Here is a 24,610-nt window from a genome sequence, read left to right on the forward strand (position 1 = left end):
GCTGGATGGGCAGATGGCCACGAGATCGCTCCTGACCGTCCCCCTGCTCATCACCGTCGCGGCCGCCGCGGCGGCCTGGCTGGTACTCGGCCCCGCCGCAGCGCTCGCCTTCGTCGCCCTCGCGTTCCTCGAGATCGCGATGGCCGCAGACTCGTCCGTGCCGATGGCCGGCATCGCCGGCCGACTGCACTCCCCCGCCCGGCGGCTGTTCCTGTCGCTCGGGATCGTCGCGGGCGTGCTCGCGATGCGCCTGCTCCTGCCGCCGGCCGCCGTCGCGGTCGGTGACGCGACCGACCCGGCCAGCTCGGTGGAGGAAGCCGTCTTCGCGCCCGGCTCGTTCTCCGCGCACCTGGCCGAGGTGCGTCCCGCCCTCGCCGCCTTCGGCGCCGCGTTCATCTGGCAGGTCTTCGCCGAGTACCTGTTCAACACCGACCGCGCGTCCCGCAGGTCGTGGCTGGGCAGCCTGGAGGCACGGCTCGCCTCCGTTGCGCGACCCCGCGTCTGGTCGCTGGTCACCGCTGCGACGGGGGTCGTCGTGACCTCCGTGCTCGTCGGGTCGCGTTCCGGCTGGGCCGCCGGTGCGCTGCTGCCGGTCGCGCTCGGTGGGGTGGCCGGCATCGCGGCGTACCTCGTGTCGAAGCGGACCGCGACGTGGGCGCTGCGCAGCGGCCCCGGCAGCGGCGGGTCGGACACGGCGTCGATCGGGGTGGGCCGCGGAGCCTGGCGCATCCACCTCTACGCGTCGACGGTCGTGTTCGAGCGGGGGCTCGTCGTGTTCATGCTCTTCGAGATCCTCGACGGCGTGTACAGCCTGTCCGGGTCCGGGCCGCTCGGGTCGGACGGGCTCGGGGCGCTCGAGCAGGCCGCGGTCGCCATCGGGGCGATCGGGGTGGGCGCGGTGTTCCTGGCCCGCCTGACCTCGCGGGTCGACCAGGCTGCGGGGCTCAAGCGGCTGCGGTACCTGAAGGCCGGGGCGGCGTACGTCCTCGGGGTGCTGTCGGTGCTGCTGTGGGCGAGTCTGCTCGTGCCGATCCCGGGCGTCGTCGTGGGGTGGTTCGGGACCGTCGTGATCGGGTCGGCGCTGGTGAGCTCCCTGCCGTGGCGCGCGTGGTGGCGGCGGGTGGTGCGGCGGCCGCGGGCGGTGTGACGCGGCGGCTCGTGACGCATCGTGCGGCCTGGTGCGGCGCGTCGTTCGGCTGTGTGCGGCGCGTCGTCCGGCTGTTCTGGAAGGATCCACCGTGGATCGGCGTTGACTGGCGGGTCGGACGACGATCGGAGTGCACGTGCTGGGACCGGAACTGGTGGTCGTGCTCGGCCTCGCCATCGCACTGACGGCGGCCGTGGCCGACCGGGTCCGGATCGCACCACCCGTGCTGCTCCTGGTCTTCGGCGCGCTGCTCGGGCTCGTGCCGGAGTTCGCGGACGTCGAGCTCCCCGCCGAGGCCGTGCTGCTGCTGTTCCTGCCGGCGCTGCTCTACTGGGAGAGCCTGACGACGTCGCTCCGCGAGATCCGGAAGAACCTGCGCGGCATCGTCCTGATGGGCACCCTGCTCGTCGTGGTGACCGCCGGTGCCGTCGCCGTCCTGCTGCACCTGCTCGGGATGCCGTGGGGACCGGCCTGGGTGCTCGGCGCCGCGGTCGCCCCGACCGACGCGACCGCGGTCGGCGTGCTCACGAAGATGCTGCCGCGGCGGAACGTCACGGTGCTCCGGGCCGAGAGCCTGGTGAACGACGGCACCACCCTCGTCGTCTACGGCATCGCGGTGGCCGTCACCGTCGGCACGCAGGAGCTCACGTTCTGGGGCGTGTCCGGCATGCTCGTCCTGTCCTACATCGGCGGGGTCGCCGCCGGGCTCGCGGCCGCGTGGATCGGGACGATGGTGCTGCGGCGCGTCGACACCGTCGTGCTCGAGAACCTCGTCACCCTGCTCGTGCCCTTCGCAGCCTTCCTGGCCGCCGAGGCCATCGGCGCTTCCGGCGTGCTCGCCGTCGTGGCGGCCGGCATCGTCGTCAGCCAGGTCGGTCCCAAGCTCGACCGAGCCGAGACCCGCCAGCAGGTGCGCGCGTTCTGGTCGTTCCTGACCTTCCTGCTCAACGGCGCGCTGTTCGTCCTGGTCGGCATCGAGGCGATGGTCGCCGCACGTGCACTCGACCCCGCCGACCTGCTGCGCGGGACCGGCATCGTCTTCGCGGTCGCGGTGCTGCTCGTCATCGTGCGGTTCGCGTTCCTGAACGCCGCGGGCGGGACCATCTGGCTCGTCACCCGACGCACCGGCGGAGAACCCCGCGAGGGCCACCGCGACCGGCTCGTCAGCGGGTTCGCCGGGTTCCGGGGCGCGGTGTCGCTCGCCATGGCCGTCGCCGTGCCGCGCACCCTCGAGTCCGGCGGCGACTTCCCCGAGCGGGACCTCATCGTCTTCGTCACCGCCGGGGTGGTCATCGTCACGATCGTCGGCCAGGCGCTCGTGCTGCCGGCCGTCCTGCGTCGCGCCGCGCTGCCCGAGGACGAGTCCGTCAGCGAGGAACGCCGCTACGCCGAACGCACCGCCATCGAGGAGGCGCTCGATGCACTCCCCCGTCTCGCTCGGTCGACCGGAGCCGATCGTGCGACCGTCGATCGCCTGCGGAAGGACTACGAGGCACACCTCGACGTGATCGAGGCCCGTGAAGGGGACGACGACGACCATCCCGCGCTGCTGCAGCACGACAACGCGGTCGCCCTCGAGCTCGCACTCGTCCAGCACAAGGCGAGGACCCTGTTGCGCCTGCGCGACGCCGACGAGATCGACGACCTGGTGCTGCGCCAGGTGCGCGCCGGGTACGACGCGGAGGAGGCGCGGCTGGACGGCATCGAACCGGTGGCGTCACCGCCCACATCGTCGTAGGGCGACTCCGGGCGCACCTGGTCGAATCGGGCGTACCCGGTCGGTCGTTCCGATCAGGTATGCCCGTTCCGCGTTCCCATCGCACCGGGAACGCTAGCCTGGCCGCAGTGATCCTCCGTCTCTCTCGGTGACCCACCGGTCGCCCAGCACCACCGGTTCGCCCCGCCGACGCGCGGGGGTGGTCTCGTGCGCCCGGACGGGGAACTCCACCAGGAGTTCCCCCGCACCTGGCACACCATCCAGACCACCAGAGGAAGACCACTCCATGACGACCACCGACCGGTCCGCCCTGCGCGCGGACTGCGGCAACTGCTTCGCGCTCTGCTGCACCGCCTTCGGGTTCCAGCGCTCCGCCGACTTCCCGATCGACAAACCCGCCGGCACCCCCTGCGGCAACCTCGCTGACGACTTCTCCTGCACCATCCACCAGGCGCTGCGGCCGCGCGGGTTCCGGGGCTGCACCGTCTTCGACTGCTCCGGTGCTGGCCAGTACGTGTCCCAGACCCTCTACGACGGGGTCAGTTGGCGTGACCACCCGGACTCCCGCGCGGAGATGTTCCGGGTGTTCCCGATCGTCCGCAGGTTGCACGAGATGCTCTGGCACCTCGCCGAGGCACAGGACCGTGCGGTGACCCCGGACTCAGCAGACGACGCTGCCCTGCTCGCGCAGGAGATCCGGCGAAGCCTCGACGCCGGTCGGCCGATGCTCCTCGCGCTGGACGTGGAGCCACTGCACGCGAGAGTGCGCGATGTCCTGATCGAGGTGAGCGCCGAGGTCCGAGGCCGGTACAACGCCGGTGCGGACGACGCTCCGGACGGCCTGTTGCGTCCGGGGGCGGACCTCGCCGGGCGCGACCTCGGCGCACGGTCGCTGCGCGCGGCCGACCTGCGGGGAGCCACGCTGATCGCGGCAGACCTGCGCGGTGTCGACCTGTCCGGTGTCGACCTGCTCGGCGCGGACCTCCGGGATGCACGGGTCGACGGAGCCGACCTGTCCACGGCGGTGTTCCTCACACAGGCGCAGGTGAACGCGGCGCGCGGAGACGGCACCACGGCGCTGCCCCGTGGTGTCGATCGACCGACACACTGGCCGTCGACGGCCGCCCCGGTTTCGCCCACGGCGCCGCGCTGAGACCGCGGATCGGCCGGTCAGGGCCTCGCGTCGAACCTTCGGCGGTAGCTCGAGGGTGTGCTGCCGAAGGCCACGGCGAAGTTCTGCCGCAGCGTGACCGGGTTGCCGAACCCGCACGCTGCGGCGATCCGGTCGACGGGCAGGTCGGTGGTCTCGAGCAGCCGACGGGCCTCGTCCAGACGGCGACTCCGTACCCAGGCCGCCGGGGTGGTGCCGGTCGACGCCTTGAAGGCCCGGACGAAGCTGCGGCGGCTCATGTGGGCCGCCGCAGCGAGTCGGTCGACGCCGAGCTCCTCGTCCAGGTGCTCCACCGCCCAGGCTGATGCCGTCGCCACCGGGTCGTCGCCCCGATGCTGCACGACCGGCCGCTCGATGTACTGGGCCTGTCCGCCTTCGCGGTGCGGCGCGACGACCAGGCTCCGTGCGACCCGGTTCGCTGCCTCGGCGCCCAGCCGCGTCCGCACGACGTGCAGGCACGCGTCCAGCCCGGACGCCGTGCCCGCCGAGGTCAGCACGTCACCGTGGTCGACGTAGAGCACGTCGGCGTCCACGGTGACGTCGGGGTGTGCGGCGGCGAGCCGGTCGACCTCGCGCCAGTGCGTGACGGCGCTGCGTCCCGCGAGGAGCCCGGCACCGGCGACCGCGATCGACCCGAGGCACAGACCGACCACGACCGTTCCCCGCGCGTGCGCGTCGACGACCGCCCCTTCCGTCGGTGCCGGCAGTCGGGTGCCGTCGTCGGTCCAGGACGGCACCACGACCAGGTCGGCGTCCGCCGTGGCGTCGAGCCCCTGCACGGGACCGAGCGTCAGCCCCTCGGCGGTCCGGACCGAACCGTGCCGGTCGGAGAAAACGACGGTCCCCCAGTCGGCGAGCCCGAGCCGGGTGACCTCGTCGAACACCATCTGCGGGACCGACAGGTGGAACATCGTGATGCCGTCGAAGGCGTAGATGGCGATCCGCACGCGGGACTCCTCCGGTTTGGCCTAGATCCATCGTACCGACGCACGCGTGCCAATCGCACCGAGCGCATCGACGGACGAGGATCGTCGAGTACGCCCACCGACCCAAGGAGCTCCCGTGTCCGATCCCCAGCGCGCCCTCGTCCTCGTCGACATCCAGCTGGAGTACTTCAGCGGTCCACTCGAGGTCCGGTTCCCGCCCGTCCGCGACGCGCTCGCGCAGATCACGACCGCGATCGACGCCGCGACGGCTGCCGGCACGCCGATCGTCGTCGTCCAGCACACCGCCGGTGACGCTGCGCCGGTGTTCAACCCGACGACGGAGGCGTTCGCCCTGCACCCCGAGATCGAGCGACGACGGACGCCCCAGTGGCATCAGGTCACGAAGCAGTTCAGCTCCGTCTTCGCCCACACGGACTTGCTCGCCTGGTTGCAGGAGCGGTCGATCGACACGGTCACCCTGGTCGGCTTCATGACGAACAACTGCATCATCGCCTCGGCAGCCGAGGCGGAGGCACTCGGCGTCTCGGTCGAGGTGCTGTCCGACGCGACCGGCGCGATCAACATCGTCAACGCCGGCGGGGCCGTGTCCGCCGAGACGGTGCACCGCACGCTGATGGCGTTGTTGCAGTCGAACCTCGCCGCGGTCGCACCGACCGCGGAGTGGACGTCGGCACTCACCGCCGGAGTCGCGATCCCCGGGGACGCGCTGCCGACGTCGGCCGTCGCGGGAACCCAGCGGTTCCCGGGCTGACATCCGTTCTCATCTATAAATGTATTGCTACTTCTGCATAGGTGATCTACGCTGAGGGCATCCCAATCGACGATCAGCAGGAGGTCACCATGGCCGAGCACGAGAACAGCGCAGAGCACACCGTCGCCGAGCACACCCACCAGGACGGCTGCGGCCACGAGACGGTCCAGCACGAGGACCACGTCGACTTCGTCCACGACGGACACAAGCACGCCCAGCACGGCGACCACTACGACGAGCACTGATCCCCTGATCAGCGCAGGCCCGTGATCAGCACCGATCGACGGACCTGCACGACGGCCCCGACGCACCGCGCCGGGGCCGTCGTGTTGCATGCACGTATGCGCGTGCGCTTACATGAGTCCATGTCAGACGGGATCGAAGCAGCAGCCGAACTCTTCAAGGCGCTGTCCTCGCCCGCCCGACTCCGGATCCTGTCGGCGTTGATCTCCCAGCCTTCCGACGTCGGCTCCCTCGCCGAAGCGACCGAGCTGTCGCAGCCCCTGGTGTCCCAGCACCTGCGCACGCTGCGGCTCGCGGGCATCGTGCAGGTCGAGCGCATCGGGCGGAACGCCGTCTACTCGCTGCACGACGAGCACATCGCGCACATCGTCGGTGACGCGGTCAGCCACGTCAGCGAGTCCGAAGCCGACTGAACCGCCGACCGCGGGCAGACTCCGTTCAGCAGCAGTCGCAGCCGTCGCCCTCGCGCTCCCCCGTCAGCGCCGACACCGACTGCTTGCACGCGTCACCGCGCCAGGCTTCAAGTCCCTCGCGCACGGCGAACACGACCACGACGAGTCCTGCGAGCGGATCGGCCCACCACCAGCCGAACAGGCTGTTCGCCAGCAGGCCGAGCAGCACCGCCGCCGACAGGTAGCTGCAGATCAGCGTCTGCTTCGAGTCGGCGATCGCCGACGCAGAACCGAGTTCGCGTCCGGTCCGCCGTTCGAGGAGGCTCAGGAACGGCATGACCGCCAGGCTCACCGCGGCCAGCACGATGCCGACCGGACTGTGCTCCGGCGACCGGACACCCGTGAAGGTCAGGACGGCATCGACACTGACCACGACGGCGAGCCCGAAGAACGAGACCGCGATCACCCGCAGTGCCGTTCGTTCCCGGGCCTCCGGGTCGCGCCCGGCGAACTGCCACGCGACGGCCGCTGCCGACAGGACCTCGACGATCGAGTCGAGCCCGAAGCCGATCAGCGCGGTGGACGACGCAACCGATCCAGCGGCGATCGCCACGACGGCCTCGATCACGTTGTAGGCGATGGTCGCCGCGACGATCCACCGGATCCGTCGCCGGAGCACGCCGACACGAGCCGGTGCGAGCGACATCGCAGCCGTGGTCACCGCTCCACCTCGCATCCGTCGTCGTCGGCGACGTCCACCGCCAGCACCACGTCGACCAGGGACTCGAGCGCGCGGGTGAGGTTGCGGTCCGCGATCTCGTAGCGGGTCCGACGCCCCTCGGGCACGGCGACGACGATCCCGCAGCCGCGCAGGCACGCCAGGTGGTTCGACACGTTCGTCCGCGTCAGCTCGAGTTCCTCGGCGAGCCGTGCCGGGTAGCCGGGTTCGTCGAGCAACCGGAGCAGGATGCGCGCGCGGGTCGGGTCGGAGAGCGCGCGCCCGAGACGGTTCAGCACGTCGTGCCGCGAGGCAATGGTCAGCATGCGCTGACCATACATCGGGCCACGCCCAGACCGCCACCGATCCGGACGACGCGTCGCGCTCCCGGGCAGCGTTCGATCTCAGACGTCCCCGAGCCGCCGCCCGGTCAGCGCGTCGTTCCAGTTCGTGCGGGTGCCCCCAGCGCCCGATGCGTGGGGTCCCGGATGGCCGTCCGGACGCTCACACCGCCAGCGATCGAAGACGCTGCAGCAGCGGTGGTCGGACTGGTGGTCGGTGTCGTGGTTCTCGCGCATCGCACCGATGAGACGTGGCGACGCACCGTTTCGTCACGAAGCGGCGCCGAACTCCCTGCACCACGAACGATGGTGAGCAGGAATGGTCGAGTCCCCCTTCAGCACCCGACCATTCCTGCTCACCAAACGCCCGCGACGCGACGCGAGACGCGAGCGCAGCGCCCGCGACGCGAGCGCCCGCGCCTAGCGCTTCAGGTTCGTGAGCTCCTGCAGCACCTCGTCCGACGTGGTGATGATGCGGGCGTTCGCCTGGAACCCGCGCTGCGCGACGATCAGGTTCGTGAACTCCTGCGACAGGTCGACGTTCGACATCTCGAGCGTCCCCGCCGCGAGCGAGCCGACGCCCGCCGAGCCGGGACCGCCGACCGTCGCACCGCCCGAGTTCGCCGTGGCGCGGTAGCCCGACGCCCCGGTCTTCTCGAGGCCGGCAGGGTTGGCGAACGTGGCCAGCGCGATGCGGCCGAGCGCGAGCGACGCACCGTTCGAGAACGTGCCGGTGACGGTGCCGTCCTTCGAGATCGAGTAGCCCTGCAGCGCGCCGGCCTCGCGGCCGTTCTGCGAGCCGATCGCCGCGGTGTTGAGCGAGGCGAACCCGGTCAGGTCGCCCATGTCGACCCGGATGCCGCCGACGGCGAGGGTGCCGCCGGCGGTCAGCTTGCCGTCGGTGCCGAAGGTCAGCGAGGTCGTCGCCGTGGTGCCCTGGCCGTTGCGCCCGGTGACGTCCCAGCCATCGGCAGTGCGCGTGTAGGCGAGCGACATCGTGTGCTTGGCGCCGGCGGCGTCGTACACGGTGGCCTCGCGGGTGATGGTCTGGCCGACGGCGGTCTCGGACGGCAGGTTGCCGGCGACGGTGGCGGCGGTGGTGCGGACCGCCGGGGCCGCTGCTTCGAGCGGCAGCGTGATGTCGGAGAGCTGTCCGTTCTCGTTGACGACGCCGTTCGTGGCCGGGTAGCCCTGCACGATCTTGCCGTCGGCGGTGACCAGGCGGCCGTTGGCGTCGAAGTCGAACGCACCGGCACGGGTGTAGACGGTGTCGTTGCCCAGGCGGGTGACGAAGAAGCCGTCGCCCGAGATCATCAGGTCGGTCGCCTTGCCGGTGGCCTGCGCCGAGCCCTGCGAGAAGTTCGTGGAGACGCCGGCGACCTGCACGCCGAGGCCGATCTGGGCCGGGTTCGTGCCGCCGATGCCGGTCTGCGGTCCGCCGGCACCCTGGGTCATCTGCGACAGGGTGTCCTGGAACACGGTGGTCGACGACTTGAAGCCGACGGTGTTCACGTTGGCGATGTTGTTGCCGGTGACGTCGAGCATCTGCTGGTGGGAGCGGAGGCCGGAGATCCCGGAGTAGAGCGAGCGGAGCATGGTGCGTCCTTTCGGAGAGGCAGGAAGAGCGAGGGAGTACGAGGGAGTACGAGGGAGTACGAGGAAGAACGAGGAAGGAACGAGCGGGCGTCAGGACGCCGGAGCGGTGGTGGTGATGCCGGAGATCACGTCGAGAGCGACCTCCTTCCCGTTCACGGTGACCGTGGGGACGCTGTTCGCGTACGACACGGCCGAGGCGGTCCCGGTGACGGACTTGCCCGAGTCGGCGTCGGTGTAGCTGACCTGCTTGCCGACGAGGTTCGCTGCGGCGATGCGCATCTGGAGCGAGAAGTTCTCGTTCCCCGTCGTGGTCTGGTTGGTGATCTGCTCCATCATCGCGAGCTGCGTCTGCTGGCCGATCATCTGGTTGGTGTCCATCGGCGACGACGGATCCTGGTTGCGCAGCTGCGTGACGAGCAGCTTCATGAAGACCTCGGAGTCCATCGTCTGGGACTTCTGGGCGGTGGAGTTCGCGGCGAGGGCCGCGGCCTGCGCGGTCGGGTCGACGCTGCCGGTGATGCCGTCGATGGGCATGGTGCGTTCCTGTTCGTGAGCCGGATCAGGCGAGGACGTCGAGTCCCGCGGTGCGGATGGAGGGCGTGTGGGCGGTGGGCTGCGTGCGCGGGGTGACCCGCGCCTCCAGAGCGGGGTCGCCAGGCAGCGCACGTGCGGCCGGGCGCTCGTCGCGACCCGGCGCATCCTGCGGCTGGTTCTGCGACGACAGGTCGAGCGTGGTGCTCACACCCGTGCCGGCCGCGTCGCGGCGGAGGTCCGGGAGGACCTGGCGGACGGCCTCACGGCCGGCGTCCGACGCGGCGAACAGCTCGACGTGCATGCCGTGGGCGGTGACGTGCGCGCGGACCGTGACCGGGCCGAGGCTGTCCGGCACGACCTGCACCGTGACGACGTGCTCGCCGGGGCCGGCCTGTGCGAGCGAGAACACCGGTCGCGCGAGCTGCTGGGCGAGCGGTGCCGGGGCCGGCGCGGTCGCCGCCGCGGGCGCGGCGGTCGGTGTCGTCGACATGACGAACGGCGTCTCGCCACCGCGGCTGGGGGCGACGGCCGGGAGGCCCGGATCACCCGGCGTCGACGCCTGCTGCTCCGTCCCGTGGCCGGCTCGGGAGCCGGTGGCGGCTGCCGGGGCGGCGGCCGCCACGACCGGCGCCTGAGCCGAGGTCACCGTGGCGGTGTCGCCGTCGGCGGTGCGGGTGGCAGCGGGGGCCGCGATCGCGGCAGCGGCCGTCGGGGCGGTGGTCGCCGGGTCGGTCGCGGCCGTGGTCGTCGACGCAGCGGTCGTCGCGGGGGTGGCGCCGGTGACGGTCGTCGCGGCAGCGGCCCGAGACGCGGTGCCGGCGGGCGTCACGGCGGGGGTCGTCTCGGCGGCGGTCGCCGGGCGGGTCGTCGCAGCGGCAGCCGTCTCCGGTGCGGTGCCGGACGCCGGTGCCTGCTGCGGGGTCGCCGTGGCGGGGGCGGTGGTCGGCGCCGCAGTCGACGGGACCGGCGTCGACGTGTCCCCCTCCACCGACGGCGGTGTCGTGGTCGTGGTGTTGGTCGTTCCGGCGGTCACCGCTGCGGCCACGACGGCGTGTGGGTCGCGGGCGGGCGTCTCGGCGGCGCGGCTGGCCGGAACGAGCGGTGCGACCACGGCCACGAGTCCGGCGGCGAGCAGCGCCTGCGCGTCGACGGGCGCTGCGTCGCTCGGCACCGCCTGGTCCGACGCGGACGTGGACGCAGACGCGGACGGCGTGGTGGCGGTGCCCGACGTCGCGTCCGAGCCGTCCGCCGTGCGGCCGTCGGTGTCGTCCCGCCCGGCACCACCGTCGCCGGCTCGCCGCTCGGTCGCGACGGCGGCGGTCAGTGCCGCACCGAAGGACCCGGCAGCCGCGGGGTCGGACGATGCACCCCGGGTGGAGCCCGGTGTGGTGGGCACGGACGGCTGGGTGGCGATGGTCAGGCTCATGCGGCGCTCCCGGACTGCATCATGGACAGCAGCGCGGCGGTCTGCAGGTCGGTCGCGGAGCGCGCAGCCGAGGCGGTCGGCGCGGTGACGGCCGCCGGGGCCGCCTGGGCGGGGACGATCCGGCGGATGGTCGCGATGTCGGCGTCGGAGTACCAGTTGTCGACGATCCGGACGTCCTTGCCGGGGCGCGGGGCGTGCAGCACCTTGCCGTCGCCGACGTAGATGACGACGTGGCCCTCGCCCTTCGGGATGATCAGGTCGCCCGGCTGCGCGTCCTTCAGGGAGCCGACCTCGACGCCCATCTTCGCCTGGTCCGGCACGACCCGGGGCATCGTGACCCCGAGGTCCTTGAAGACCGTCTGCACCAGGCCCGAGCAGTCCATCCCCGCGGTCGTCTCCCCGCCGAACACGTACGGCACACCGAGGTACTTCTTCGCGTCGGCCACGACGTCGGCGCCGGTCGCACCGCTGCCGGTGGCGAGGGTGCCGGCGCCGGCGTCGACCGAGGTCGCCGGGGCACGGGTGGCCGTCGGGGTCGCTGCGGCGGTCGCACCGGCAGCGCTCGCGGCGCCGGTCGTGCCGTCGGCGGTCGCGAGGGCATCGGCGAAGGCCGACGATCCCGCGGCACCGCTGGTGGCGGAGGCGCTCGGGGCAGCCGTGGCCGTCCCGCCGCGCAGCGTGTCGATCTGGGACCGGATCTCCGAGATCCGGGAGAGCACCGCTTCGACGCTCATCGGGCACCACCTTCCGTGCGGCGTCGTGCCGCGATCTCGTCGAGGGCGTTCTGTTCGGTCCGGAGTTCCTCGGCCGCCTGCTGCTCGGTGTGCTTGCCCTCGAGCTTCTCGAGGCCGACGGCGGCGCGACGCGCGGCGGTGTAGTCCTGCTGCGCCCGGTCGGCGTCGGCACGGCGGTTCTGCACCACGGCGTCGAGCTCCTCGAGCATCCCGCGGGTCGCGGCACGGGCTGCGGCGACGGCGCTCAGGGTGGCGGCGTCCTGGATGGGCTGGGCGTCCTCGCTGTCGGCGAGGCTGCGGCGTGCGGCGATCCGGGCGTCGGCGGCGTCGCGGACGCGCTCGTTCGCGGTGGCCAGTGTGGCGGCGGCACGGTCCTGTTCGGTGTGGCGCAGGCGCAGGAGTCCGGCGAGCGGGAAACGGCGGGCCATCACGACACCCCCAGCTGCTGCACGAGGCCGCCGAGGCGCTGCCAGGACGCATCAGCGGTCGCCCGCTCGTCCATGCCCTGGCGCAGGAACGCGTCGATCGATCCCTGGTGGTCGACGGCGGCGTCCACGAGCGGGTTCGACCCGCGCTGGTACGCACCGACGTCGAGGAGGTCCTGGGCGCCGGCTCGGGCGGCCATCACCTTCCGCAGCACGGTGGCGGCGGCACGCTGCTCGGGTCGGGTGACCTTCGAGGCGACGCGGGACACCGAGCCGAGGGCGTCGACCGACGGGAAGTGCCCGGCGATCGCGAGCTTCCGGTCGAGCACGACGTGGCCGTCGAGGATGCTGCGGGCCGCGTCGGCGATCGGCTCGTTGTGGTCGTCGCCGTCGACCAGCACGGTGTACATGCCCGTGATGCTGCCGACGCGGTCGGTCCCGGCGCGCTCGAGCAGTCCGGCGAGCACCGAGAACGTCGACGGCGGGTAGCCCCGGGTCGCCGGCGGCTCCCCCACCGACAGCCCGATCTCACGCTGCGCCATCGCGACGCGGGTGAGCGAGTCCATCATGAGCACGACGTCCTGGCCAGCGTCGCGGAACGACTCGGCGATGCGGGTCGCGACGAACGCGGCACGCAGGCGCATGAGCGCGGGCTCGTCAGAGGTGGACACGACGACGATCGAGCGGGCGAGCCCCTCGGGTCCCAGGTCGTCCTCCAGGAACTCGCGCACCTCACGGCCGCGCTCCCCCACCAGGGCGATGACGTTGACGGCTGCGTCGCTCCCGCGCGCGATCATCGACAGCAGCGACGACTTGCCCACGCCGGACCCGGCGAACAGGCCCATCCGCTGCCCGCGGCCGACGGTGGTCAGGGTGTCGAGCACGCGGACGCCGAGCTGCATCGGGGTGTCGATGCGGGTCCGGGCCATCGCGCTCGGGGTGTCGTGGTCGAGCGGGACCCAGGTGACCGCTTCGCCGCCGGGACCCTCGAGCGGGCCGCGGTCGTCGATCGGTCGGCCGAGCCCGTCGAGCACGCGGCCGAACAGACCGGATCCGGTCGGCACGAGCACCGGGCGGCCGGTCGGACGCGCCGGGGTGCCCGCGGTCACGCCGGTCAGGCGGCCGAGCGGCATGCAGCGGACGCCCGAGGCATCGGTGGCGACGACCTCGACCGCGGTCTGGTCGCCGTCCTCGGCGCCGACCGTGACGACCTCGCCGACGCGGGCGTCGAGCCCGGCGATCGTGAGCCCCAGGCCGACGGCGCTCGTGACGACACCGACCCGCTGGGGTGCGGCCCGCAGCAGCGCCTCGTTGAGACCGCGCGGACGGAGCAGCGTGGCGGTCACCGGTCGGCTCCCGTCGCGTCGACACCGAGGGCGGTGCGGGCGCGGTCGAGCGCCGTGGCGATGCGCGCGTCGAGCATGCCGTCCGGCAGGTCGACGACGGCGTCGCCGTCGCGCAGGGCGCCGTCGGCGACGACCGGCACCGGCAGGTCGAGGCCGGCGACGCGCGCCGCGTCCGCCGGGCTCAGCCGGACGGCCACCGGGACCGTGCTGTCGACGGACGCGAGCGCCCGCCGGACGGTGGCCTCGGCGCCGGACGCGATCCGGGCCTCCCGGCTGCCCGGTCCGTTCGGACCGTCGGTGACGTTCGCGTCGTGTGCGGGCCTGGAGGCGCGGACCACGTTCCCGACGATCGCCTCGGCCAGGTCGACTGCCGCACTCGCGACCGACGCCTCGGCGTCCGCCAGGACAGGTGCGACCGTGGACAGCATGGCGTTCGTGGCGGCGTCGAGGACCGCGATCCGGCGGGCCGTGTCGGCCTGCAGCGCGGTGATCCGCGCGGCGTGCTCGGCCTCGAGCCGGGCGCGCAGGGCGTCGGTCTCGGCCTGCGCGGCCCGCAGGCCGGCGGTGTAGCCGGCCGCGTGCCCGCGGACGTCCGCGCTCGACGCGCGCTCGCGTTCGGCGGGGTCGGCGAGCACCGGGAAGGCGACGCGGTGCACGACGGTGTCAGTCAACGAGCTCGTCCTCCTCGGCGCGGTGCACGGTGACGACGCCCTGGGCCTCGAGTTCGCGCACGGAACGGACGACCTCGGCGCGGGCTTCCTCGACCTGCGAGACGCGGACCGGGCCCATGGCCTGCAGTTCGTCGTCGAGCAGTTCGCGGTTGCGCTCGGACACGTTCGCGCGGATGGTCTCGACGACCGGACCGGCTGCGCCCTTCATGGCGGTCGCGAGGATCTTCGAGTCGATGCCGCGCAGCACCTGCTGGATGTCGCGGGACTCGAGCTTCACGATGTCCTCGAAGGTGAGCATGCGGGAGCGGATGTCCTCGGCGAGCTCCGGGTCGCGGGCCTCGAGTCCCTCGAGCACGGCCTTCTCGGTCGCGACGTCCGAGCGGTTGATGATGTCGACCAGGGGCGCGATGCCACCGACGACCTCGACGCTCTCGCGCGGCGACACGACGGCCCCGGCGCGCTGGCGCAGCACACCGGCGACGATGCCGACGGCCTCGGGGGTCGCGCTGCCCATCGTGGCGAAGGCCTGGGCGACGTCGGTGCGGACCCGCTCGTCGATCCCGGCGAGCACAGCACTGGCCTGACCGGCGCCCAGGTGGGCGAGCACGAGGGCGATCGTCTGCGGCAGCTCGCCCTCGAGCAGGGAGATGACCTGGCCGGGTTCGGCGTCGTCGAGGAAGTCGAACGACTGGCCGGCGAGGTTCGAGGCCAGACGGTCCATCACGCCGGCGGCCCGCTCGGCGCCGAACGACGCCTCGAGCAGCCCGAGCGCGGTCTCCTTGCCGCCGCGCTTCTGCAGCCGGCCGCTCATCGTGATCCGGTGGAACTCCGACAGCGTCTGGTCGACGACGGTGTCCTCGACGCGGCGCATCCGGACGATCTCGGCGGAGATCTCCTCGGCCTCCATCTCGGTGAACTGCTTCATCACCTCGGCGGCGCGGTCGGTCTCCATCTGCATGAGGATGAGCGCGACCTTCTGCGCACCGGTCAGGGCACGGTCGCTCGGACCGGAGCCGCCGCCGGGGCTCGGCATGAGCGCGCTCACACCGGTGCCCGGTCGTCCAGGAGCCCGCGCAGGAGCTCGGCGGTGCGCTTCGGGTCGCGCTCGGCCAGGGCGGAGATGTCCTGACGGCGGCGCTCGGCGGTGATCTCCTCGGTCGTCAGCACCTCGGTGGGGGCGTCGCCGGCGGGCATCGCCGACAGCACGGCGGTCGGCGCGTCACCGGCACCGAGCGTGGCCCGGTCGTCGACGCCGTCCATCGCGAGGGGCAGCTGGAACGTCTCACCGGCGAAGGCGTCGAGCTCGCCGAGGTCGACGGCCTCGCGCTCCTGCTTCCGGTTGCGGCGGGCGACGAAGAACATGATCGCGATGACGGCGAGGACGATGCCGATCACGATGCCGGCGGTGCGGATCGACGACCACAGTGCTTCCTGCTGGTCGGCCTTCTGCTGGGCCTCCAGGGCCTTGGCGGCCTGGTCGGAGGCGCTCGTGTCGAAGTCCATCATCGCGACCTTGACCTGGTCGCCACGGTCCTGGTCGACACCCGCGGCGGCGGACACCAGGTCGTTGATGCTCTGCAGGTTCGCGTTCTGCACGGCGTCGGCCTTCGAGTTCAGCGCGACCGAGATGGTCTGCCGGTCGAGCCCGCCCGAGGGGATCTGCGTGGTCTCGGTGGTGTGGTCGACGGCGTTGTTCTTCGTCGCCGACTCGTTCTTGTACCCGTCGTCACCGGTGCCGCTCGTCGCGGTGCCGTTCGGGACGGCGATGTTGTCCGGACCGAGGACCCCCGTCGCGCCGCTCCCCGCGCCGGAGCCGGCGCCGTACTCCTCGGTGGTGCTCGACTCGTTCAGGGCGACCGGACCCGAGGTCGGGCTCGTGTAGCTCTCGGACGTCCGCGTGCCGGACTCCTGGTTCATGGTCCCGGAGACCACGACGGTCGCGTTGCCGACGCCGAGCGTGGTGTCGAGCAGGTCCTGGATCTTCTTGCTCGTCGCCGCGTCGTAGTCGGCGGCCTGGTCCGCGCCGCTCCCGGTCGCACCGGTGCCGACGGCGGACAGGGTCTGACCCTTCGCGTCGACGACCGAGACGTCGGTGGGCTGCATGCCCTCGACCGAGGCGCTCGTCAGGTGCACGATGGCCTGCACCTGGTCGGTGCTGAGCTGCGTGCCGTTCTCGGTCGCGATGAACACCGACGCGGTCGGGTCCTTCTCCTCGGAGACGAACACCGACTTCTCCGGGATCGCGAGCTGCACGGTGGCGGTCTGCACGCCGTCCATCGCACCGATGGTCTTGGCGAGCTCGCCCTCCATCGCGCGCTTGTAGGTGACGTCCTGCTGGAACTCCGAGCTCGTCACGCCCATCTTGTCGAGCAGCGAGTAGCCGCCCTCGTTCGACGACGGCAGGCCGTTCGACGCCGCCTTGAGCCGCTCCGAGTACACCTGGGCCTGCGGCACGAGGATCGTCGCGCCGCCGTCGGTGAGCTGGAACGGCACACCGTCGGTCTGCAGCTGGTCCGTGATGGAGCTCGCGTCGGCCGCGGCGAGCCCGGTGAAGAGCGGGGCGTAGGACGCCTTGCCGAGCCAGGACGCCAGGGCGATCCCGCCGAGCACGAGCGCCGCGATCGCCAGGATCGCGATGGTGCGCTGGGCGGCGGAGAAGCCCTTCACGTAGGCGCTGAGGCGCGCGAAGACGTTCTTGACGGCGACGGGCATCAGGCCTGCATCCTCATGATCTCGTTGAAGGCGTCGACGCCCTTGTTGCGGACGGCGGAGACGAGCTCGAGCGTGACCTGCGCGCGGGTGGCGGCGATCGTGGCGTCGTGGATGTCGTCGAGGTTGCCGGTCACGGCCTTGAGCGCGAGGGTCTTCGAGTCGCTCTGCAACGACTGCAGCCCGTCGACGGCGTTGCCGAGGCTCGCGGCGAACCCGCTGCCGTCGGTCGTCGCGCCGGCGGCACCGGTCGCGTTCGTGCTGTCGCTGGACGTCCCCGACACACTCGTCAGAGCGTTCGTCATCGCGTTGGTGGTCACACCGTTCACGGCGTCGATGGGCATCAGTTCTTCCCGATCTGCAGTGCCGCCTCGTAGGCGGTCTTGGCACGGTCGACCACGGCGGCGTTCGCCTGGTAGCCGCGCTGGGCCATGATGAGGTCCGCCATCTGCGTGCCGAGGTCGATGTCGGGCATGCGGACGTAGCCCTCCTCGTTCGCGAGCGGGTTGTCCGGGTCGTAGGTCACCCGGCCGGCGGCGCTGCCGAACGCAGCGCCCTTGACGTAGGCGCCGGAGACGCCGGCACCCTCCTGCACCTCGACGTAGCGCGCCTGGAACGCGGTGTCGTCCATCGACTTCACGGTGTTCGCGTTCGCGATGTTGTCCGAGACGGCGTCGAGCCACTTCCGGTGCACGGTCAGGCCGGTGCTCGCGATGCCGATCGCGTCGAAGGTCGTCACGAGTTCGTCCGCATCGCCGCACGGACGCTGGTGAGCTCGGAGTTCATCGCCTGCGTGGCGAACTGGTACCGCAGCACGGTGTCGATGTTCGACAGCGTCTCCTCGTCGAGGTTGACGTTGTTGCCGTTCGTGTTCGTCGGCTCGAGGCTGCGCGCCATCGTCGGCGTGGTGGCGCCGTCGCCGTCCACGATCGACTTCGCCAGGGCGTCCTCGAACTGGACCTTCTCGGCGTGGTAGTTCGTCGTGTTGATGTTCGCGATGTTGTTCGCGATCACCTTCTGGCGCATCGACAGGCCGTCGAGTGCGCTCTGCAGCGCGACGCTCGTCACGGAATCGAACACGAAGGATCCCCTCGTCAGGCGTCGTCGGTGCGACGTCGCCGTGCGGTGGTGGCCGATCCCTGGCCGAACTGGTGAGCGATCCGTGCTCGAGTGGCGCTATCGGAGCCCGTCGTCCGCCGCGTTAGGCATCGCCCCGAACGGGGGGCGGTGCGGCGGTGGGGCGGACCACCCGAGATGCGACAGAGCACCCGTCGATCGACGGGTGCTCTGTCGCAGAACTGATGCGGGGGCGCGGGTCAGGCGGAAGCGTCGAGGTACACGGAGCCGCGGGGCTCGCGCGTGGCGTCGACGGCGCGCAGAGCACCGAGGTGCTCCAGCGTCGAGCGGCGGTCCGCCTCGAGCACCGTCATCCGGTCCCGCTGCGCGGCGAGGAGCCGGGAGGCCCGTCCCACCAGGTCACGCGGCAGCGGTCCCAGCCCGGCCGGTTCCGACCACCCGGCCGCGGCCGTGGAGTCGGCCGCCTGCCCGGCGGCGTCGTGCTCCAGGGACGTGAGCAGGGCCTCCCATGCGGCTCGTCCGTCGGACGGCTCAGGCGACAGCTCTGCGGACGGCTCAGGCGACACCGAGGGCTCCCCCGGTCGGCTGCTGCGTGGCGGGCGTCGCGGGCAGCGAGGCGGCCGCCTCGTGCCACGACTGACGCAGCGGCTCGAGGATCCGGATGCAGTCGCGGGTGGCCTGCACGTCGCGGTGCACGTTCGCCGTGATGAGCGACGTGGAGGCGTAGTTGTAGACGGCCAGCAGGCCCTCGCCGCCGTCCCAGACGTCGATCCGGAGGGTGCTCGAGAGTTCACCGACGATCGCCTGCGCGTGCAGGAGCTGCTCGCGGGCCGCCTCCCAGTCGGCGGCGACCTGCGCGGCCTCGGCACGGTGCAGGTCGAGCAGCAGCCGGTCGTAGAGCATCGTCACGAGCTGGGCCGGCGTCGCCGAGAGCACGGCCTCGTTCGTGTACTGGGCACGACGCTGGTCGGTGACGGTGCGCGGCTGGGCGGCCTGGCGGAAGGCGGCTGCCTGGAAGTCGAAGGTCATGGTCGTTCCCGTCAGCTCGACGTCGAGGCCAGCTGGCTGGCGAGCCAGCTCGACTGCGACTGGAGCTTGCTGAGGCTGGTCTCGAGGGATGAGTAGAGGGTCTGCAGGGCGGCACGGCGCATCGTCAGCCGGTCGGTCCAGCTGTCGATCTGGGTGTTGAGGTCCTTGGCGACGGCCTGCTGCCCGGTGATGGACGTGGTGACCGAGCCGTCGTACTTGTCGGACGCGGCGGTGGCCGCGGCGCCGACGTTCGCGGCGACCCCGGAGAGCATCGCCTGGGTGGCCTTCGGGTCGGAGGCGAGTGCCTTCTGGAAGACCTCCGGGTCGAAGGTGAAGCTGCCGTCCTTCGTGATCACGATGCCGATCGTCGACGGCGACTTGCCGCCGACGGGGGCGGACATCGTGCTCGTGAGCCGCTGCACGGCGTCGCGGGACGCACCGTCGCCGAGCAGGACGCCGGCCTTCGTCGTCGTGGTGCCGGACGTCGCGCTGGTCGAGCTCGACACCGCGGTGTTCGTCTTGTAGTAGGCGGCGACCGCGTTCATCGCGTCGACGAGCCCGGAGGCCACGGACTGGGCCTTGGTCGTGTCCTGCGCGACCGTCACGGTGACGGGTTCGGTTGTGGCCTTCGACACGGTGACGTCGAGCCCGGGGACGAGCCCGGTGAAGGTGTTCGTGGCGCTCGTGACCGTCTGCGCGGCGGCGGTGCCGGCCCAGAGGGTGACGCTGGCGTCGGTCGCCGCGGTGACGACGGCGGCGCCCGTATCGGTGAGGACGTTCGTCGCGGTGCCCGCTGCCACGTCGTCGGCACCGCCCCGGTACACCTGGAAGCCGCCGGCCGCCCCGGTCGTGGCGGACGTGACCTGCAGGCGGTAGAGCTTGCTGCCGTCGGCATCGGTGCCGGCGGAGACCTTCGTCGCGGTGACGCCCGCACCGGACTTGTTCAGGGCGGACACGGCGTCGTCGAGCGAACCGGACGCCGGTGTCACGGTGGTCGACCCGCCGTCCGCGCCGACGATCGTGATCGGCTGCGCACCGGTCGACCACGTCGACATCGCGGCCGTGACCCCGACCTGGGCCGAGGCGGTCGAACCGACGGTGAAGCTGATGGAGCCGGCGGTCGCCCCGGCACCGGTGACGGCGGTGACGCTCGGCGCGGTGCTCGTCGCGGCGAAGAGGTCGAGCGACGAGGCCTTCGCGGCGTCCGCGGCCTTCGTGGCGAGCCCCTGGATCAACCCGTTGAGCGTCTGCAGTGACGAGATGAACGAGTTGGTGGTGGTGAGCTTGTTCTTGAGCAGGGTCTGCGGGACCCCCTCGACGCTCATCAGCGAGTTGATGAGGTCGGTCGTCTTGAGACCGCTGACCAGACCATCGATCGCGAGGCTGGTGCTCGAGGACACGGACGAGGACATCGTCGACACTCCCTGGCGTCGTGGAGGTGGTCAGGACGGCGGCGTCCGCCCCCCGGGGCACCCGATCGGGCCCGGAGGACGGACGTCGTGATGGCTAGCGCAGGAGCGAGAGCACGCCCTGGGTGCTCTGGTTCGCCTGCGCGAGCATCGAGGTGCCGGCCTGGCTGAGGATGTTGTCGCGCGTGTACTTGACCATCTCCTCCGCCATGTCGACGTCGGTGATGCGCGAGGAGGCAGCGGTGAGGTTCTCCTTGGCCACGTTCGTCACGTTGATGGCGTGGTCGAAGCGGTTCTGGACGGCACCGATGCTCGAACGAGCCGAGGAGACGTACTTGATCTGCTCGTCGATCGCGGTGATGGCGGCCTGAGCGTTCGTCGCCGAGTCGAAGGTGAGCGCGCCGACCGCGGTCGACACGGACTCCACGTTCGACTTCGACAGGTCCACGTCGATCTGGCTCGCCGCGTCGCCGTTCGCGCCGACCTGGAACTTCAGGACGCCTGCGGTGCCGGCGGAGCCGTCGAGCAGGTTGATGCCGTTGAAGTTGGTCGACTCCGAGATGCGGGTGAGCTCCTTGGTGAGCTCGCCGACCTCGGTGGTGATCGCCTTGCGGGAGTCCTCGTTGTTCGAGTCGTTGCCGGCCTGCACTGCCAGGTCGCGCATGCGCTGGAGGATCGAGTGGGTCTCGGTGAGGCCACCTTCAGCGGTCTGCACGACGGAGATGCCGTCCTGCGCGTTGCGGGCGGCGACCGTGAGGCCACCGACCTGGGACTTCAGCCCCTCGGAGATCGACAGACCGGCAGCGTCGTCGGCAGCACGGTTGATGCGGAGACCCGACGAGAGCTTCTCGAGGGACTTCGACAGGTCGTTCTGCGTCGCGTTGAGGTTCCGGTACGTGTTGAGTGCCGAGAGGTTGGTGTTGATGGACATACCCATGGTGGTTTCCTCCGTGAATGTGGGTCGTACGTCGGCCCGTCCGTGGGCTGACATGGATGACTCTCGACCGGTTGCCGGGAGTCGTTAGGGGATCGGCGGAGAAGTTTCCGCCGACGTCTCAACTCGCAGCGACGGCCGGGCCGGACGCGGCGTCGTGCACGGCACGGGCGACACCGGCGGCGGCGTTCGTGGCGACACGGGCGAGGTAGGCGCTGCGGCGGGCCGCGGTGGTGCGGCTCGCGGGCTCGACGGTCGTGCCGTCGCCGTAGTGGGCGGCGAGACCGTCGTGGAGCAGGCGCATCGCCTCGGAGCGCTGCTGCGAGACGGCCGAGTGCGTGATGCCGAGCTCGGCGGCGACGTCGGTGACCGAGCGGTCGCCGAAGTACACGGCCTCGACGATGAAGCGCATCCGCTCCGGCAGGGCCTCGACCGCGGCGCGGAGGTACCGGCGCTTCTCGGTCTCGAGCAGGTCGTCCCCGGGGAGCGGCAGGTCCGCGGAGACGAGGTCGTGCACGGTCTCGTCGAGCGGCGCGACGGTCCGGGCGGCGTCGCTCATCGCGTCGACGGCGGTCTGCTTGTCGACGCCCATGGCATCGGCGATCTCCTGGGCGCCGACGCTCCGGCCGAGCCGTGCGGACAGTGCCTCCTGCGTGGCCAGGGTCTCGCGGATCCGCTTCCGGGTGCCGCGGGAGGCCCAGTCGGCCGAGCGCATGTCGTCGGCCAGCGCACCGGCGATCCGGGTGCGGGCGTAGGCACCGAACGGCACGCCGAGGGTGGGGTCGAAGGCCTCGGCGGCTGCGACGAGTGCGAGCGATCCGACGGCGGCGAGGTCGTCGCGATCCAGGTGCGTCGCCCGGGAGCGGACGTCGGCCACGATGTAGCCCACGAGCGGGAGGTGCTCCACGATCATCGCGTTGCGTTCGGTGCGGTCCATGCTGTTCCCCTGGTCGACCTGACGTGTGTCGGCTCACCCGTCCGTGGGCGCGACGGACGCCGGCCTCGGATGGCCGGTGCGTACGCCGAAGACCCGCCCGGGTCCCTCCGCGCGGTGCACCCCGCATCGTTCCCGAGCGGTTCCGGGTGTCCCCCGGGGTGCGTTCTGAATGTATCGGCTGGCAATGCGCTGAACAGGTGCTCAACCGTCCCCAGTGCGGGGGTGTCAGGCCCCCTTTCCGGTCGGCATTTGGGGGGACTCAGGGTTGGGAACGCTCGTTCTTGTCCCCCGACGGGGGTCATCGGGTCACAAAGTCGACGAGTACGGGGGACGGCACTCGGCCGCCGGGGCTTACGGTCGCGGTCACCGAGTCGATAGGTCCCGGTGTCCGCAGGATGACGGACCGGGGACCACCCCGACGAACCACCACCTGGGAGGAGCTGATGAGCGTGAACGACCTGTCCGCCGTGCTCTGGCGCGAACGCGAGCTGCTCGAACTGCTCACCTTCAAGCTCGAGGAGGAGCAGCTCCTGCTCACCGCGGGCCGCTCCCGCTGGGTGTCGCACGCCAGCCGCGAGGTCGAGCAGGTCCTCGACCGGCTCCGCAGCACCGGGCTCGAGCGCGCCGCGCAGAGCGCCGAGGTCGCCGAGGAGTGGGGCGTCCCCGCCGACGCTCCCCTGCGCGACGTCGTCGCCGCGGCACCGAACGGGCCGTGGGGCGAGATCCTGTCGTCGCACCTCACCGCGATGGTCGAGCTGACCACCCAGATCGGCGCCCTGCGCGACGAGAACGACCGGTTCCTGCGTGTCGCCGCCCAGGCCACCGAGGAGACCCTGGCGGGGACCGTCACCGGCGCCGCCACCTACGACGCCAGTGGGACGTCCGGCGCAGGCCAGGACGGCGCCCGCCTGTTCGAGGGGACGCTGTAGCACCGTGGTCAGCACCTTCGGATCCCTCGCGACCGCCTACTCCGGCCTCGCAGCCGCCCGTGCCGGCATCGACGTCACCGGCCAGAACATCGCGAACGCCGGCACCGCCGGGTACACGCGGCAGCGCGTCACGCAGAACTCGATCCCCGCGACCCAGACCGGGTTCATGCGGGGCACCGCGGCCCTCGCCGGCCAGGGCGTCTCGGTCGACGGCATCGCTCGCCTGGCGTCCCTGACGCTCGACGCCGGTGTCCGCGTCGCCGCCGGTTCGTCGGCCTACGCCGATGCCCGCGCCACGGCGCTCTCCGCCCTCGAGACCGGGTTGCACGAGCCCGGCAAGGACGGCCTGAGCGCCAAGCTCGACGCGTTCTGGTCGTCCTGGAGCGAGCTCGCCAGCCACCCCGACGACCCGGGTGCCGCCAGTGCCGTGCTCGGGGCCGCCGGCACCGTCGTCGCCGCCCTGGCCGCCGGCTCGAAGGCCGTCGACGCGCAGTGGTCCTCGGTGCGCGGCACCCTGACCGGGCAGGTCGCCCAGCTGAACGGCGCCGCGGAGCAGGTCGCCGACCTGAACGGCCGGATCCGCACCGCGCTCGCCTCGGGCGGCAACGCCAACGAGCTGCTCGACCAGCGCGACCAGCTCACGCAGCAGATCGCCACGCTCGCCGGCGGCACCACCCGGACGAACGCCGACGGCACGGTCGACGTGCTCCTCGGCGGCAACCCGCTCGTGCAGGGCACCGACGCACGCTCGGTCGCCCTCGGCGGCGGCGAACGTCTCGCCGACGGCACCGCGGTCACCCTGACCTGGACCACCGGCACGGCCGGGGTGGTGGGACTGAGCGGCGGGTCGATCGGTGGGGCCCTCACGGTCCTCGCACCCGCGTCCGGCACCGGCACCGGCGGCGCACTCGCCGAGGCCTCCGCGTCCTACGACGCCGTGGCCACGCGGCTCGCCACGACCGTGAACACCCTGCACGCCGCCGGGACCACCCCGGCCGGCACCACCGGCGCACCCTTCTTCTCCCTGACGGCCGGCGTCCCCGCCGCCCAGGCACTCGGCGTCGTCCCCACGGACGCCAGTGGGCTGGCGACGCGGAACGCGGCGGGGGAACTCGACGACTCGTTCGCCGACGCGCTCGCGCGACTCGGGGCGTCGTCGGACGGTGCCGACCAGGTCTGGGCGACGTTCGTGGCGGGGGTGGGCACCGCCTCCAGGTCGGCCACGTCGGAATCGACGATGACCGGACTCGCGCTCACCAACGCGCGCAACCAGCAGCAGTCGAGCGCCGGCGTCGACCTCGACGAGGAGAACGTCAACCTGCTGAGCTACCAGCACGCGTACCAGGGCGCGGCGCGCGTCCTGACCGCGGTCGACGAGATGCTCGACACCATCATCAACCGCGTCGGACTCGTCGGGAGGGGCTGAT

General features: G+C 72.0%; 28 protein-coding genes. 8 read left to right on the top strand and 20 right to left on the bottom strand.

What is annotated here, in order from left to right; translation table 11 throughout:
- Positions 1-13: 13 nt before the first annotated feature.
- The 3 genes from DEI98_RS15055 to DEI98_RS15065 all read left to right on the top strand — a co-directional run bounded on the left by DEI98_RS15055 (position 14) and on the right by DEI98_RS15065 (position 4,017).
- The gene (locus DEI98_RS15055) at positions 14-1,147 is read left to right on the top strand and encodes a DUF475 domain-containing protein (RefSeq protein ID WP_111101182.1); all 1,134 of its coding nucleotides are present in this window, start codon (positions 14-16) and stop codon (positions 1,145-1,147) included.
- Positions 1,148-1,283: 136 nt separating this feature from the next.
- Positions 1,284-2,885, top strand: coding sequence for a Na+/H+ antiporter (locus DEI98_RS15060; protein ID WP_111101203.1), 1,602 nt, complete (start codon positions 1,284-1,286; stop codon positions 2,883-2,885).
- A 265-nt stretch (positions 2,886-3,150) separates the two neighbouring features.
- Positions 3,151-4,017: a pentapeptide repeat-containing protein gene (locus DEI98_RS15065; protein ID WP_111101183.1), complete on the top strand. Its 867-nt coding sequence runs from the start codon at positions 3,151-3,153 to the stop codon at positions 4,015-4,017.
- A gap of 17 nt (positions 4,018-4,034) precedes the next feature.
- On the opposite strand, the gene DEI98_RS15070 is transcribed toward DEI98_RS15065, so the two are convergent.
- Complete coding sequence (locus DEI98_RS15070) at positions 4,035-4,982, bottom strand: GlxA family transcriptional regulator (protein WP_111101184.1); 948 nt, start codon at positions 4,980-4,982, stop codon at positions 4,035-4,037.
- A gap of 115 nt (positions 4,983-5,097) precedes the next feature.
- Between DEI98_RS15070 and DEI98_RS15075 the strand changes: the two genes are divergently transcribed.
- From DEI98_RS15075 to DEI98_RS15085, 3 genes are all read left to right on the top strand, one after another.
- Positions 5,098-5,733, top strand: coding sequence for an isochorismatase family protein (locus tag DEI98_RS15075; protein ID WP_111101185.1), 636 nt, complete (start codon positions 5,098-5,100; stop codon positions 5,731-5,733).
- A gap of 89 nt (positions 5,734-5,822) precedes the next feature.
- On the top strand, positions 5,823-5,978 hold the full coding sequence (locus DEI98_RS15080) for a hypothetical protein (RefSeq protein ID WP_017887460.1): 156 nt from the start codon (positions 5,823-5,825) through the stop codon (positions 5,976-5,978).
- Positions 5,979-6,098: 120 nt separating this feature from the next.
- Entirely contained in the window at positions 6,099-6,389 is a 291-nt protein-coding gene (locus DEI98_RS15085; RefSeq protein ID WP_110863823.1) for a helix-turn-helix transcriptional regulator, read from the top strand.
- Between the two features lie 25 nt (positions 6,390-6,414).
- On the opposite strand, the gene DEI98_RS15090 is transcribed toward DEI98_RS15085, so the two are convergent.
- From DEI98_RS15090 to DEI98_RS15180, 19 genes are all read right to left on the bottom strand, one after another.
- Entirely contained in the window at positions 6,415-7,104 is a 690-nt protein-coding gene (locus DEI98_RS15090; protein WP_111101186.1) for a cation diffusion facilitator family transporter, read from the bottom strand.
- Positions 7,086-7,412 (bottom strand): helix-turn-helix transcriptional regulator, encoded by a 327-nt coding sequence (locus tag DEI98_RS15095; RefSeq protein ID WP_111101187.1) that lies wholly within the window; start codon positions 7,410-7,412, stop codon positions 7,086-7,088. Before DEI98_RS15095 ends, DEI98_RS15090 begins: the two co-directional genes overlap by 19 nt.
- 435 nt (positions 7,413-7,847) lie before the next feature.
- Positions 7,848-9,023 carry a flagellar hook protein FlgE gene (locus tag DEI98_RS15100; RefSeq protein ID WP_111101188.1) on the bottom strand — a complete coding sequence of 392 codons (1,176 nt, stop codon included), beginning with the start codon at positions 9,021-9,023 and terminating at the stop codon, positions 7,848-7,850.
- A gap of 90 nt (positions 9,024-9,113) precedes the next feature.
- A complete protein-coding gene (locus DEI98_RS15105; protein ID WP_071403921.1) occupies positions 9,114-9,557 on the bottom strand; it encodes a flagellar hook assembly protein FlgD in 444 nt (147 codons plus the stop codon).
- Between the two features lie 25 nt (positions 9,558-9,582).
- Positions 9,583-10,983, bottom strand: a complete 1,401-nt coding sequence (locus tag DEI98_RS15110) for a flagellar hook-length control protein FliK (protein ID WP_111101189.1) — start codon at positions 10,981-10,983, stop codon at positions 9,583-9,585.
- Positions 10,980-11,717 (bottom strand): C40 family peptidase, encoded by a 738-nt coding sequence (locus tag DEI98_RS15115; protein WP_111046136.1) that lies wholly within the window; start codon positions 11,715-11,717, stop codon positions 10,980-10,982. Before DEI98_RS15115 ends, DEI98_RS15110 begins: the two co-directional genes overlap by 4 nt.
- Positions 11,714-12,145 (bottom strand): flagellar FliJ family protein, encoded by a 432-nt coding sequence (locus DEI98_RS15120; protein WP_071403924.1) that lies wholly within the window; start codon positions 12,143-12,145, stop codon positions 11,714-11,716. Before DEI98_RS15120 ends, DEI98_RS15115 begins: the two co-directional genes overlap by 4 nt.
- Complete coding sequence (locus DEI98_RS15125; RefSeq protein WP_111101190.1) at positions 12,145-13,488, bottom strand: FliI/YscN family ATPase; 1,344 nt, start codon at positions 13,486-13,488, stop codon at positions 12,145-12,147. The genes DEI98_RS15120 and DEI98_RS15125 overlap by 1 nt, the downstream gene beginning before the upstream one ends.
- Positions 13,485-14,159, bottom strand: a complete 675-nt coding sequence (locus DEI98_RS15130; RefSeq protein ID WP_111101191.1) for a hypothetical protein — start codon at positions 14,157-14,159, stop codon at positions 13,485-13,487. The genes DEI98_RS15125 and DEI98_RS15130 overlap by 4 nt, the downstream gene beginning before the upstream one ends.
- On the bottom strand, positions 14,152-15,204 hold the full coding sequence (gene fliG, locus DEI98_RS15135; protein WP_253183659.1) for a flagellar motor switch protein FliG: 1,053 nt from the start codon (positions 15,202-15,204) through the stop codon (positions 14,152-14,154). The genes DEI98_RS15130 and fliG overlap by 8 nt, the downstream gene beginning before the upstream one ends.
- Complete coding sequence (gene fliF / locus DEI98_RS15140) at positions 15,201-16,871, bottom strand: flagellar basal-body MS-ring/collar protein FliF (RefSeq protein WP_110863831.1); 1,671 nt, start codon at positions 16,869-16,871, stop codon at positions 15,201-15,203. Before fliF ends, fliG begins: the two co-directional genes overlap by 4 nt.
- Entirely contained in the window at positions 16,871-17,212 is a 342-nt protein-coding gene (gene fliE, locus DEI98_RS15145) for a flagellar hook-basal body complex protein FliE (RefSeq protein WP_027465513.1), read from the bottom strand. The genes fliF and fliE overlap by 1 nt, the downstream gene beginning before the upstream one ends.
- Positions 17,212-17,607: a flagellar basal body rod protein FlgC gene (locus DEI98_RS15150; RefSeq protein WP_017886136.1), complete on the bottom strand. Its 396-nt coding sequence runs from the start codon at positions 17,605-17,607 to the stop codon at positions 17,212-17,214. Before DEI98_RS15150 ends, fliE begins: the two co-directional genes overlap by 1 nt.
- Positions 17,604-17,948, bottom strand: a complete 345-nt coding sequence (locus DEI98_RS15155; protein WP_017886135.1) for a flagellar basal body protein — start codon at positions 17,946-17,948, stop codon at positions 17,604-17,606. The genes DEI98_RS15150 and DEI98_RS15155 overlap by 4 nt, the downstream gene beginning before the upstream one ends.
- A 236-nt stretch (positions 17,949-18,184) precedes the next feature.
- Complete coding sequence (locus tag DEI98_RS15160; RefSeq protein ID WP_111101192.1) at positions 18,185-18,511, bottom strand: hypothetical protein; 327 nt, start codon at positions 18,509-18,511, stop codon at positions 18,185-18,187.
- A complete protein-coding gene (gene fliS / locus DEI98_RS15165; RefSeq protein ID WP_084740422.1) occupies positions 18,501-18,974 on the bottom strand; it encodes a flagellar export chaperone FliS in 474 nt (157 codons plus the stop codon). Before fliS ends, DEI98_RS15160 begins: the two co-directional genes overlap by 11 nt.
- An 11-nt stretch (positions 18,975-18,985) precedes the next feature.
- Positions 18,986-20,374, bottom strand: a complete 1,389-nt coding sequence (gene fliD, locus DEI98_RS15170) for a flagellar filament capping protein FliD (RefSeq protein ID WP_258370886.1) — start codon at positions 20,372-20,374, stop codon at positions 18,986-18,988.
- 106 nt (positions 20,375-20,480) lie between these two features.
- The gene (locus DEI98_RS15175; protein WP_181420034.1) at positions 20,481-21,320 is read right to left on the bottom strand and encodes a flagellin; all 840 of its coding nucleotides are present in this window, start codon (positions 21,318-21,320) and stop codon (positions 20,481-20,483) included.
- Positions 21,321-21,438: 118 nt separating this feature from the next.
- Positions 21,439-22,254, bottom strand: coding sequence for a sigma-70 family RNA polymerase sigma factor (locus tag DEI98_RS15180; protein WP_111101193.1), 816 nt, complete (start codon positions 22,252-22,254; stop codon positions 21,439-21,441).
- A gap of 443 nt (positions 22,255-22,697) precedes the next feature.
- Here DEI98_RS15180 and DEI98_RS15185 point away from each other — a divergent pair, with 443 nt between their 5' ends.
- Together DEI98_RS15185 and flgK are read left to right on the top strand one after the other, a co-directional pair.
- The gene (locus tag DEI98_RS15185) at positions 22,698-23,183 is read left to right on the top strand and encodes a flagellar protein FlgN (RefSeq protein WP_111093921.1); all 486 of its coding nucleotides are present in this window, start codon (positions 22,698-22,700) and stop codon (positions 23,181-23,183) included.
- 4 nt (positions 23,184-23,187) lie between these two features.
- Positions 23,188-24,609: a flagellar hook-associated protein FlgK gene (flgK, locus tag DEI98_RS15190; RefSeq protein ID WP_111101194.1), complete on the top strand. Its 1,422-nt coding sequence runs from the start codon at positions 23,188-23,190 to the stop codon at positions 24,607-24,609.
- Position 24,610: the final 1 nt, after the last annotated feature.

The organism is Curtobacterium sp. MCLR17_034, assembly GCF_003234485.1.
In the GTDB taxonomy this organism is placed as follows: domain Bacteria; phylum Actinomycetota; class Actinomycetes; order Actinomycetales; family Microbacteriaceae; genus Curtobacterium; species Curtobacterium flaccumfaciens.

Coding starts and splice junctions, on each gene's coding strand:
- DEI98_RS15055 (WP_111101182.1), top strand. CDS start 14: ATGGCCACGAGATCGCTCCTGACCGTCCCCCTGCTCATCACCGTCGCG.
- DEI98_RS15065 (WP_111101183.1), top strand. CDS start 3,151: ATGACGACCACCGACCGGTCCGCCCTGCGCGCGGACTGCGGCAACTGC.
- DEI98_RS15080 (WP_017887460.1), top strand. CDS start 5,823: ATGGCCGAGCACGAGAACAGCGCAGAGCACACCGTCGCCGAGCACACC.
- DEI98_RS15085 (WP_110863823.1), top strand. CDS start 6,099: ATGTCAGACGGGATCGAAGCAGCAGCCGAACTCTTCAAGGCGCTGTCC.
- DEI98_RS15090 (WP_111101186.1), bottom strand. CDS start 7,104: ATGCGAGGTGGAGCGGTGACCACGGCTGCGATGTCGCTCGCACCGGCT.
- DEI98_RS15095 (WP_111101187.1), bottom strand. CDS start 7,412: ATGCTGACCATTGCCTCGCGGCACGACGTGCTGAACCGTCTCGGGCGC.
- DEI98_RS15100 (WP_111101188.1), bottom strand. CDS start 9,023: ATGCTCCGCTCGCTCTACTCCGGGATCTCCGGCCTCCGCTCCCACCAG.
- DEI98_RS15105 (WP_071403921.1), bottom strand. CDS start 9,557: ATGCCCATCGACGGCATCACCGGCAGCGTCGACCCGACCGCGCAGGCC.
- DEI98_RS15110 (WP_111101189.1), bottom strand. CDS start 10,983: ATGAGCCTGACCATCGCCACCCAGCCGTCCGTGCCCACCACACCGGGC.
- DEI98_RS15115 (WP_111046136.1), bottom strand. CDS start 11,717: ATGAGCGTCGAAGCGGTGCTCTCCCGGATCTCGGAGATCCGGTCCCAG.
- DEI98_RS15120 (WP_071403924.1), bottom strand. CDS start 12,145: ATGGCCCGCCGTTTCCCGCTCGCCGGACTCCTGCGCCTGCGCCACACC.
- fliF (WP_110863831.1), bottom strand. CDS start 16,871: ATGCCCGTCGCCGTCAAGAACGTCTTCGCGCGCCTCAGCGCCTACGTG.
- fliE (WP_027465513.1), bottom strand. CDS start 17,212: ATGCCCATCGACGCCGTGAACGGTGTGACCACCAACGCGATGACGAAC.
- fliS (WP_084740422.1), bottom strand. CDS start 18,974: ATGACCTTCGACTTCCAGGCAGCCGCCTTCCGCCAGGCCGCCCAGCCG.
- DEI98_RS15175 (WP_181420034.1), bottom strand. CDS start 21,320: ATGGGTATGTCCATCAACACCAACCTCTCGGCACTCAACACGTACCGG.
- DEI98_RS15180 (WP_111101193.1), bottom strand. CDS start 22,254: ATGGACCGCACCGAACGCAACGCGATGATCGTGGAGCACCTCCCGCTC.
- DEI98_RS15185 (WP_111093921.1), top strand. CDS start 22,698: ATGAGCGTGAACGACCTGTCCGCCGTGCTCTGGCGCGAACGCGAGCTG.